We start from the raw sequence: 10,736 nt of genomic DNA on the forward strand, positions 1-10,736 counted from the left end.
GTTAATGAATATTTAAAGGCAATTGGACTAAATGGTGGTTATGCTTGGTGTATGGCTTTTGTATATTGGTGTTTTGAGCAAGCTGCAAAACAATTAAATACAAATAACCCATTAGTAAAAACAGGAGGATGTTTGAATCAATGGAATAAAACCAAACAACTAAAGATAGTAAAGAATGATGCTGTTAATAATCCAAATTTAATTGTTCCAGGAGCCGTATTTATTATTTCTTATGGCAATGGTTATGGACACACTGGAATTGTAGAATCGATTCAAGGAGGGTATGTTACTACAATTGAGGGAAATACTAATAATTCTGGTTCAAGAGAAGGTATTGGTGTATTTAAGTTACATACACGAAAAATAAATTCAATTAATAAAGGATTTATAATTTGTTCTTCATAATAAAATTATATGACTATCCGTTACTTATACCATTGGGATTAAATTTGTCATTTCGACCCCGAAACTTCGGTTTCGAAAAACAAAACAGCTATTTTATTTAAATAAAATAACTTGGAATAAGAAACGGAAAAATTATATAAAATAAACATCATTTATCTTTAAAAAAACCGCTACAAAAAGCGTGTAACGGTTTTTTACTCCAATCCCAATTGCTCATATCTTCTTTCTATCAAAGAAAAATACTTTTGTTTATATTCATCACTAACGAAACTTTTTTCTAAAACAGCTAATATTTCTGGTTTAGCAAAAACAAAAAGTTCTAATGTGTTATCTAAAACTTTCTTACTCAAACCACCATTTTCAAAAGCAGCAAGAAAATCTACATATTTTAATTTCTTTTTTTTGGCATTTAATGTTAATGCTAATTCTTCTGTGTCTGCTAAATTTACTAATGCTGTTGGTACTAAATCATAAGCAGGACATAAACTTAAACCTAGTCCTTCTCTTTCTAGCAAAGAAAAATTTTTTAAATGCATGTCGTTGTTTCCAGTAAAAAAACTAAATAACACTTGTTCGTAAAAATTACTCACATCCAATAATGGGTTTGAGGAATATTTTAAAATTAATTTGGCAACTTGCTCATGACTTCCTTTATATTTGTCTTCGTTTAGTCTTTCACTTAGTTGGCACATATCTTCCATTTGTAGTTTTCCTTTTCGGGTTCTATCTACTCTTTTCGTGATATAACATAATGTACCATCTTGCAAATGTATTAGACTATGCGGCACTACTTTTATACCACAAAGATTTGCCATGTGCATGGTTGCACTTTCCAATTCGGGCAATTGAGGATAGTGTTCTGATGGGGGTTTTAAGATATAGTCTCCATAAAGACCTATTATAGTGAGTTTTTTTGTTAAATTTTTATCTTGTTTTCTATATAAACTTAAAGATACTTTTGCTTGAACTCCTGTAACGGCCATTTGACTTTGTATGATTTGTGTAGCCAATTCTTGCAAATTATCTAAATTGTAGGCTAATTGAGGCGTTTTTAGTTGTCCAAAAAAGCGTTTGTTGCATGCTTCATGAAAATCTGAATTATTGTTTAAGAGTGGCTCATAGCAATGCAAACATTTTCTACCATAATACGTTCCTTTTTCTTGAACTTCGGTAGTTGAGTTTTCTAATTGTGCTAAATATTTCTTTTTATAATTTTTCATTGTTATTTTCTACACTTACTGCTCCAATGCAATCTTTACAACAGCTTAGGAGCAATCCCATTCTGTCTTTATAATTTATTTTCCAATTTCTTTCGGCAATGTCTAAAAGCCATCCTTCTGGTATCAAACCATCAAAAAAAGCAAAAAGGGTTTTACTTTGATAGGGTTTTTCTGTCAAAGGTAATGTCAAACTTACGGCTTGTGCTTGGTCGTTTTTCAAATATTCTTTATTGTATTCAAACAAATAGCCACTGTCTGTTTCGCTAACAATGCCACAAAAAACATGTTTCAGATATACATTTCCGTTTCTATTCATTTTTCAATAATTTTTGTCTATCCATTGGTATTGCACCTAATGTTTCTCCAAAAAGGCGTAATACGTCATTTACTTTATCCATTCGTAGGGTGTTTTTTCCTTGTTCTAAATCTCTTACAAATCTCAATCCTACGCCTGCTTTTAGAGCTAGTTCTGTTTGTGTTAATTTATTTTGTTTTCGTTTGTTCTTAACGTGAATGCTTAATTGATTTAGATTTTTCTTCATTTCTATACCTTTTAGAGCTATAAATATACGGTTTTTTTATTATTTCATACCTAAAATGGTATATTTTTTAATTTTCTTATTATTTTATACCTTTTGTGATATAATAATAGGTATTTTTAGAAAAAATATACTTTATTGGGTATAAAATTTATTATTTCTTAAAATAAATACTAAGTAATTGCATGGCTGCTGCAAATGGTGATATTTCATTATTTGTGACAGCTTTTTTATTTGATTCTAATAAAGATTGAATTGAGGTATTCGTGTAAAAATTAGATTTTAATTGTTGATCAATTGTTTCCATCATCCAAAAAAGATTTTGTTCTTGACGTTTTACTTGAAAATAATGATTGAGGTGTACCATCTCAAAATATTTGGAAATAGTATTCCATGCATCATCAATGCCTTCTTTTGTATATGAGCTGCATGTTGAAGCTTTTGGAACCCAGCCGCTTTTTTTGGCAGGAAATAAATGTAAGGCTCTGTTGAATTCAGTTTTAGCTAATTTGGCTTTTGAAATATTATCGCCATCACATTTGTTAATTACGATAGTATCTGCCATTTCCATAATGCCCCGTTTTATGCCTTGTAGCTCATCACCAGCACCTGATATTTTTAAAAGTAAAAAGAAATCTACCATGCTATGAACAGCTGTTTCACTCTGCCCAACACCTACGGTTTCAATAATAATAGTGTCAAAGCCACAAGCTTCACATAAAATTATGCTCTCGCGTGTTTTTCGTGCAACACCGCCAAGACTTTCTCCTGAAGCACTAGGTCGTATAAAAGCATTTTCATCTTTAACCAATTCTTCCATGCGGGTTTTGTCGCCTAAAATACTTCCGTAACTTATAGAAGAGCTTGGATCAACAGCTAAAACAGCCACTTTTTTACCCAATGAGGTTAAATGTTTGCCAAAGACTTCAATAAAAGTACTTTTTCCAACACCAGGAACACCAGTAATTCCAATTCTAATTGAATTGTTAGCAAGGGGCAAGCAGCCATTAATCACTTCATTAGCTCTTTCTAAATGCTCAGGGTTGGTGCTTTCTATCAAAGTAATAGCTCTGCTTAAAGCAATTTTATTACCAATCTGTATGGCTTCTATTAATTCTTTAGCAGATGGAATAACCTTGCGTTTTTGTTGAATTTTTTTGGCAACAACATCGCTAACAGAATCGGGTTGATGGATTCCATTAACTTCGGTTATAGCTGATTTTTTGTTTATTTTTTTCAATGAATAAAATTATTGTATAACAAATTTACATTTTTTTTTAACGATAAAATTTATATTTCGCTAGGGACATTTTTTTTTTTACTTTTACCTATTAATAATATCCCATGCAATTGAATTTACAAATCCTCCAAAAACTAGAAAACATAGTTGGTCCTTTATATCTTTTTGTAGATGAAGAGACCCGTAATCATTATGGTCATGATGAAACAGAAGACTATCTTTTTCCGCCAAATGTAGTTTTAAAACCTGCCAATGCGTTAGAAATTTCAGCTGTTTTAAAAGTGGCTAATGATTTTAAAATTCCGGTTACACCAATTGGCGCACGAACTGGTTTAAGCGGTGGCGCATTGTCAATTTACGGTGGTATAGGACTCTCGATGGAGCGCTTAAATCAAATTATTGATATTGACGAAAAAAACCTGCAAGTAACTGTTGAACCAGCTGTAATTACTCAAGTTTTACGTGAAGCTGTTTTAGAAAAAAATCTATCATACCCTGTAGACCCAAGCAGTCAAGGTAGCTGTTGGATAGGTGGAAATGTAGCCGAAAATGCTGGTGGTGCTCGAGCTTTAAAATATGGAGTTACTAAAGATTATGTTTTAAATTTAGAAGTGGTCTTACCAAGCGGAGAAATTATTTGGACAGGCGCTAATACACTCAAAAACGCTACAGGTTATAATTTGACTCAATTAATGGTTGGTAGTGAAGGAACATTAGGTGTGATTACAAAAATCGTTCTTAAGCTAATTCCTGCAAATAAACACAATGTATTGCTTCTTGTTCCTTTTTATCAAGCAAATCAAGCTTGTGAGGCTGTTTCGGCTATATTTAGAGCTGGTATTGTGCCCAGTGCTTTAGAATTTATGGAACGTGATGCTTTAGAATGGACGATGAAGTATATTGATGGTGTTAGTGTTCAAATTAAAGATGATATTCAAGCTCATTTATTAATTGAAGTTGATGGAAATTATCCTGAAATTTTGATGTTAGAAGCTGAAAAGATTCTAGAAGTTGTAGAAAATTATAAAATTGATGAGGTTTTATTTGCTGATTCAGAAGAGCAGAAAAATGCTTTATGGAAAATGCGAAGAGCTGTTGGAGAAGCTGTTAAATCTAATTCTATTTATAAAGAAGAAGACACAGTTGTTCCAAGATATGAATTACCAAAATTATTAAAAGGCATTAAATCAATAGGGCATAAGTATGGTTTTCAATCAGTTTGTTACGGTCATGCTGGTGATGGAAATTTACACGTTAACATCATCAAAGGTGATTTGTCTGATAGAGTATGGGAAAAAGAGGTTCCTAACGGAATTAGGGAGATTTTTGAATTAACAGTTTCACTAAAAGGGACTCTTTCAGGAGAACACGGGATTGGTTATGTGCAAAAAAACTATATGGATATTGTGTTTTCAAAAACCCATTTAGAACTGATGGAGCGTATAAAATTTGTTTTTGATCCCAATAATATTTTAAATCCAGGAAAAATTTTTCCGGATGAAATGTAGTATAAACTAGCTGTTTAAAACAAAACAAAAGCCTCAATTACCTTTGTGTAGTTGAGGCTTTTGGTTGTTATATCACTTTAGCTTTTTTGTTCCTTATTAAAATAAACCAAGTAATAATACATTTGTTTTTCTTCATCCCAACCTTTTTCTACAAATTTTTGAGCAGAATCAGAATTTACAAAATCTAATTTGATTTGCACATTTGTATCTAAATGTATGGTGTTTTTTAATTTTCTACGAACATCAGTTACAGCAGCATTTGCTATGGGAAAACTAGTAACATCTTCAATGCTGTATTTTTCGCCCTTATCTACCTTGTAATTTTTAAATTCAGGAATAAATTCAGGATTTTCCATCACTTCATTCAAAAAAGATGTTTCTTCAAAAGCATCATTTTTGGCAAAGTGATTGATGGCTCTGTTCATAAATAAAACCTCTTGTTGTTTGTCTTCTGCAGGTAAAACTACATCTTTAGCAAAATCTTGACAAAATTTCAAATATTTTTTAGTCATAAAATTTTCATCCTGAAATGCATCAACCGATAAAAAATTTTCTAACCAATAGCGTGCATCATATCTATTACTATCCACAGTTAAAATTTTATATCCTTCATCTTTTTTGTAGTTAAAAATAAGGCATCCTTTATCTAATTTGTTCAAGTTTATACCTTGTTGTAAAATCATTTCAAGATTGCTTTCTTTTTCTTCAAATTGTAAAAAATCAGTTTGAATTTCACTTTTAAAAACACCTATTGCATCTACAACATTATTGTCAATAGAAACATTAGAAAAGTATGCCACATATACTTCACCATTTTTGATATGTGCATTGTTTGATTGCTCAAAAAGATGTTTTGTAATTTTTAAAGAAACAGCATGTACATCACTTGGATTGTTGAAAATTTCGGTTGCAAAATTAAACATTTCATTATATTCCAAATCTACTTCATGTGCAAATTGGTAATAGTTTTCTTCTTTTTCTCTAAAAGGTTTAAAGAAATATTCTTTTAAAATGGGCATAATTTCATCGTTTAATCCATATGCATTTTCAGATAAAAATACAGACTCATTTCTGCTTTTGTTTCCAACACGATGAATGGAAAGATTGTCTATATGTGCGTTGAATAGGTTTATCATTTTGTTGTTTAGAAAATAGATGAAAGAAGAAAGAGAAAAGACTGCTTTCTTAAATCTATTTTGTTTTTAAATTAGTTATTTCTTTGTTCTTGCTTCTTGTTTCTTTCTTCTCAAAAAACTAATTCCAATTTTCTTCAAAACCAAAATCTTCAAAACTATCATCACCATCAAACATGTCTAAATCATCTTCGTCAAAATCCTCTTCATCTAAACCACCTTCTGCTTCAAATAATTTATCTTCAGCTTCTAAAGGCACTTCACCTTGAGAAAATAATAATGCAGGATAAGTTAATCCTTCTTCTTTTTGATTTTCTACAACGGCTAATTCCACATAGAAAGTCCACATGTTTAAGAAATCATAAACGTAAATAATTTTTGTATGATGTTTGTCTATATTGTCTTCAATAATAAACTCGTTCATGGCTCTAACATCGTCAGAGTCATCACCCGTATCAAATAAAGGAATTTCAAATTCTTGATTCCATTCATCGTCACACATATAAAAAGAAGCCATTTCGGTTCCGTCAAAGCCAAAAGCATTAACGATTGCGTTGTGTAAATCTTCTAAAGTGTTTGTCTTTTCTATAGCTATATCTCTAAAAATATCTTCTTTAGTATCTAATATGGCTCTAAATTTATATATCATTTGTTTGAAATTTTAATAACTGCAAAAGTAAGGATAATTTAAGAAATTACTTTTGTCAAATTGCTTTTGTTGATAAGATTTTAAAATATTGAGGCTTCGGTAATTGAGGTTAATCGTTCTAAAGTTTCTAATCCATAAACAGAATTTCCTTTTTTATTTAATTTTGGACTCCAAACGGCAACGGTATAATTGTTTGGAAAAACGGCAGTAACACCACCACCAACGCCACTTTTTCCGGGCAAGCCTACTTTAAAAGTAAATTCTCCAGCTTGATCATAAAAACCACACATTTGCATTAACGCATTCATTCTTTTGCACTGACTTGAAGTAAGTAAACGCTCGTTATTATATGGATTTATTCCATTATTAGAAAAAACCTGAAAGCTTTTAGCTAATTCTTCACAATTCATTGCTAAGGCACATTGATGGTAATAAAAATCTAACACATCTTCTGGATTATTTTTAATATTTCCATACGACTTGATGTAATTTACCAAAGCTGCATTTCTGAAACCAGTTTCTTTTTCACAATTTACAACATCTATATTATAATGTATTGATTTTGAATGTGCCAATGTTCGTATAAAATCTAAAAAATACGTTTTAGGATCTTCAAAATGATCTAACATTAAATCGGCAATAACCAAAGCTCCAGCATTTATAAATGGATTTCTTGGAATTCCGTTTTCATGTTCCAATTGAACTAAGGAATTAAAAGCGTTTCCTGAAGGTTCAAAATTGACTCTTTTCCATAAATCATTTCCAATTTTAGAAAATATTAAAGCTGTTGAATACACTTTGCTAATACTTTGAGTCGAAAAATTTTCAGTAGCATTTCCTACATTAAAACTATTTTGTTGATTGTCAATTAATGAAATCCCAAATTTAGAAGCATCAACTTTAGCTAATTCAGGATTATATTCAGCCATTAAACCATCATTTTTTAACAGTTTTACTTCGTTATATATTGAGTTTAGTATTTGTTGATAATCCATGTTTGATGTTTTTGTAAATGTACTAATTAATGTCAATGTTAAATATAAATCAAATATTTTATATTGTAACCATAACCTATAACATCAAAAAAAAACAATTCATCCTCAATATTCAACAGTTCGGTAATTACAATTTTAAAATCATATCATTCTGGTGCAACTTTGTACTATCAAAAAACAAATACTAACTTTAAATTTTATATTATGACAAAAATTATCACATTTATCGCACTTTTAATTTGCAGCTATCTTACGGCTCAAACTTCTTATGAAACAGAAATGAAAAACGGCTTTTTACTTTGGCAATCTGAAAAAAACACAGAAGCTTCTGTTGTATTTGAAAAAATTGCGAGTGAAGAAAAAGACAAATGGTTACCTAACTATTATGTGGCTCTTATTAATGCTTTATCCTCTTTTCAAACACAAGACAAAGAAGAACTAAAATCATTGTTAGAAACGGCACAAAAAGCTTTAGATATTGAAATTGAAAAAGACAGTAAAAATGCAGAATTATTAGTAGTTCAAGGATTAATCTACACAGGTTGGATTGTTTCAGACCCTATGACAAACGGAATGAAATATTCAGGAATGGCAAATGGAGTTTATGCAAAAGCCTCTAAAATAGCTCCAAATAACCCAAGAGTTATATTGGCAAAAGCCGAATTTGAAATGGGTTCAGCCAGATATTTTGGACAAGATACAACGCCAATGTGCGAACAAATTGCAAAATCGGTACCTTTGTTTGAAAGTTTTAAACCAGAAACAGCATTTCATCCAAATTGGGGATTGGATAGAGCAAAAGAAGTTGCAGCTAATTGTAAATAATAACATAATGAATTCAAGATATGATTTTTTATACTTTTCAAAAGCCATTGGAAATGGAATAATAATAAGTTTGGCAGTAGCATTGGTGATAATTTCTATTCAGTATTTTTTTGGCAGAAAAATAATTTTCGATTATAATTTTATTGTTGAAATAGGTTATTATTGTATTTATGGTATAACGCTTTCTTTAGTTAATAGTACTTTTTTCGATTATTTGAATCATAGTGTAGTTTGGAAAAAATATGAAAATTATAGAATGTTAATTGGAGCTTTTGGAAGTATATTTTTGACAATGATTGGTATATTTTTAATTCGATTGATGACAATGGTTGGATTTGAAAATAATAGTTTCTCAGACTTCATTAGAAAGGAAAAATTTGAATATTATATTGTTTCTTTATTGATAACTATTGTTATAACGATTTTGTTTCATTTGGTTTATTTTTACAAAGCTTCACAAGAAAAAAAGGTAAAAGAACAAAAAATCATTGCAGGAACAGCTTCTGCCAAGTTTGAAAGTTTAAAAAACCAAATTGCCCCGCATTTTTTATTCAACAGTTTAAATGTTTTGAGTTCATTAATTGAAGAGAATCCTCAAAACGCACAAAAATTCACGACTTCTTTGTCCAAAATTTATCGATATGTTTTAGAACAAAAAAACAAAGAAATGGTTACTGTTGCCGAAGAATTAGCTTTTGCAAAAACCTATATGAACCTCTTAAAAATGCGATTTGAAGATAGTATTTCTTATGAAGTTCCTTTAGATTTTGAAGATGAAGAAGCAAAAGTAGTCCCGTTATCCTTACAGCTATTATTAGAAAATTGCATAAAGCATAATATAGTAAGTGAGAAAAAGCCATTACACATAATAATAAGCATCAACAACAACGAATTAATAGTAGAAAACAACAAACAAAAAAAGGAAGTTTTACAAGATAGAAAAGGAGTTGGTCTTCAAAATATTGTAAGTCGATACGCAATTTTAACAAAGAGAAATGTTCTAGTAGAAGATACTGATGACTATTTCAGAATAAAACTTCCAATATTAACAAAACAAATAGCAGTCATGGATACAACATATAACTACAACGAACAAACAGCTTACGATAGAGCTAAAGATAGAGTAGAAAAGTTAAAAGGTTTTTACGGTAATTTAATTTCTTATTGCGTTGTAATTCCAACATTAATAATTATCAATTTGAGTACAATCGGTTTTCAATGGTTTTGGTTTCCAATGTTGGGTTGGGGAATGGGCTTAATTTTTCACGCCTTTTCAGTATTTGGTTATGGAAAATCATGGGAAGAGCGCAAATTACAAGAGATATTAAATAAAGAAAATAAAAAAAATAATCAATGGAAATAGTTTTTTGGATATTCAGATTTTCAGAAAACAGATTTTAGATAAATAAACAAAAATGGAAAATCAAGATAGAATAAAATATGAACTAGCAGTAAAAAAGGTAGAACAAATTAAGGGATTTTATGTAAATTCAACCTATTTCACTTGTGTTATGGTAACTTGTTTAATAATAAATTTAGTTATGACACCAAATTATTTGTGGATATTTTTTCCGTTTTGGGGTTGGGGAATTACGTTATTAATTCACGGATTGATTGTTTTTAAAAAACTACCATTTTATAATGAAGAATGGGAACAAAAAAAAATTCACCAATTTTATGAAGAAGAAAAACAAAAAATTAATAAATTTAGTTAAAAATGGAAAATTTAGATAAAATAAAATTCGAGCAAGCTCTAAAAAGAGTAAAACGAATTAAAGGGTTTTACACACATGCATTAGTTTATGTGGTCATTAATATAATGGTAATCATTTTGTATATTCAAAATTTGCAGCCAGGCGAAAGTTATTTTCAATTTAAAAATTTTCAAACTTTGCTTTTTTGGGGAATTGGTTTATTAGCTCATGGATTATCTGTTTTTTTGCCTAATATTATTTTAGGAAGCAACTGGGAAGAACGAAAAATAAAAGAAATTATGGATAAAGAAAAGAAACATAATTGGGAATAATTTTTAAGTAGCTATGTGACTAAGTCGCTTAGTACCTTAGTTACTTTACAACTCTAAAAAAAATGAATATAATAATAATTGAAGACGAAAAACCAGCAGCAAGATTGTTGCAACGCAAAGTTGAAAAATTAGGTTTAGAAGTACATACACTTTTGCATTCTGTGGAAGAATCTGTAGAATGGTTTCAAAATAATAA

The 10,736-nt window shown here is 29.9% G+C and carries 13 protein-coding genes and 1 pseudogene; 7 read left to right on the forward strand and 7 right to left on the reverse strand.

Annotated features, from left to right (window positions below):
* A partial coding sequence (locus tag AABM47_RS07510) for a CHAP domain-containing protein (RefSeq protein ID WP_338410312.1) occupies positions 1-405 on the forward strand: 405 nt, incomplete at its 5' end.
* 194 nt (positions 406-599) lie between these two features.
* Here the strand turns inward: AABM47_RS07510 and AABM47_RS07515 are convergent.
* From AABM47_RS07515 to meaB, 4 genes are all read right to left on the reverse strand, one after another.
* Entirely contained in the window at positions 600-1,625 is a 1,026-nt protein-coding gene (locus AABM47_RS07515) for a HipA domain-containing protein (protein ID WP_338410313.1), read from the reverse strand.
* Positions 1,612-1,941, reverse strand: a complete 330-nt coding sequence (locus tag AABM47_RS07520; RefSeq protein WP_338410314.1) for a HipA N-terminal domain-containing protein — start codon at positions 1,939-1,941, stop codon at positions 1,612-1,614. Before AABM47_RS07520 ends, AABM47_RS07515 begins: the two co-directional genes overlap by 14 nt.
* Entirely contained in the window at positions 1,934-2,167 is a 234-nt protein-coding gene (locus AABM47_RS07525; RefSeq protein WP_338410315.1) for a helix-turn-helix transcriptional regulator, read from the reverse strand. Before AABM47_RS07525 ends, AABM47_RS07520 begins: the two co-directional genes overlap by 8 nt.
* Before the next feature lie 151 nt (positions 2,168-2,318).
* Positions 2,319-3,404 (reverse strand): methylmalonyl Co-A mutase-associated GTPase MeaB, encoded by a 1,086-nt coding sequence (gene meaB, locus AABM47_RS07530; protein ID WP_338410316.1) that lies wholly within the window; start codon positions 3,402-3,404, stop codon positions 2,319-2,321.
* 104 nt (positions 3,405-3,508) lie between these two features.
* Here meaB and AABM47_RS07535 point away from each other — a divergent pair, with 104 nt between their 5' ends.
* Positions 3,509-4,912, forward strand: a complete 1,404-nt coding sequence (locus tag AABM47_RS07535) for an FAD-linked oxidase C-terminal domain-containing protein (RefSeq protein WP_338410317.1) — start codon at positions 3,509-3,511, stop codon at positions 4,910-4,912.
* 77 nt (positions 4,913-4,989) lie between these two features.
* Here the strand turns inward: AABM47_RS07535 and AABM47_RS07540 are convergent, their stop codons facing one another.
* From AABM47_RS07540 to AABM47_RS07550, 3 genes are all read right to left on the reverse strand, one after another.
* Positions 4,990-6,048 (reverse strand): nucleoid-associated protein, encoded by a 1,059-nt coding sequence (locus tag AABM47_RS07540; protein WP_338410318.1) that lies wholly within the window; start codon positions 6,046-6,048, stop codon positions 4,990-4,992.
* Between the two features lie 118 nt (positions 6,049-6,166).
* Entirely contained in the window at positions 6,167-6,694 is a 528-nt protein-coding gene (locus AABM47_RS07545) for a hypothetical protein (protein ID WP_338410319.1), read from the reverse strand.
* 80 nt (positions 6,695-6,774) lie between these two features.
* Positions 6,775-7,689: a glutaminase gene (locus AABM47_RS07550; RefSeq protein ID WP_338410320.1), complete on the reverse strand. Its 915-nt coding sequence runs from the start codon at positions 7,687-7,689 to the stop codon at positions 6,775-6,777.
* Positions 7,690-7,893: 204 nt separating this feature from the next.
* On the opposite strand from AABM47_RS07550, the gene AABM47_RS07555 reads away from it, so the two are divergent.
* The 5 genes and pseudogenes from AABM47_RS07555 to AABM47_RS07575 form a co-directional block, all read left to right on the forward strand.
* Positions 7,894-8,514, forward strand: a complete 621-nt coding sequence (locus AABM47_RS07555; RefSeq protein ID WP_338410321.1) for a hypothetical protein — start codon at positions 7,894-7,896, stop codon at positions 8,512-8,514.
* Between the two features lie 7 nt (positions 8,515-8,521).
* Complete coding sequence (locus tag AABM47_RS07560; RefSeq protein ID WP_338410322.1) at positions 8,522-9,877, forward strand: 2TM domain-containing protein; 1,356 nt, start codon at positions 8,522-8,524, stop codon at positions 9,875-9,877.
* Between the two features lie 52 nt (positions 9,878-9,929).
* Positions 9,930-10,229: a 2TM domain-containing protein gene (locus AABM47_RS07565; RefSeq protein ID WP_338410323.1), complete on the forward strand. Its 300-nt coding sequence runs from the start codon at positions 9,930-9,932 to the stop codon at positions 10,227-10,229.
* 2 nt (positions 10,230-10,231) lie between these two features.
* Complete coding sequence (locus AABM47_RS07570; protein WP_338410324.1) at positions 10,232-10,540, forward strand: 2TM domain-containing protein; 309 nt, start codon at positions 10,232-10,234, stop codon at positions 10,538-10,540.
* 62 nt (positions 10,541-10,602) lie between these two features.
* Positions 10,603-10,736: pseudogene (locus tag AABM47_RS07575) on the forward strand (DNA-binding response regulator); the annotation flags it as partial.

Origin of the sequence: uncultured Flavobacterium sp. (assembly GCF_963925415.1) — a bacterium.
In the GTDB taxonomy this organism is placed as follows: domain Bacteria; phylum Bacteroidota; class Bacteroidia; order Flavobacteriales; family Flavobacteriaceae; genus Flavobacterium.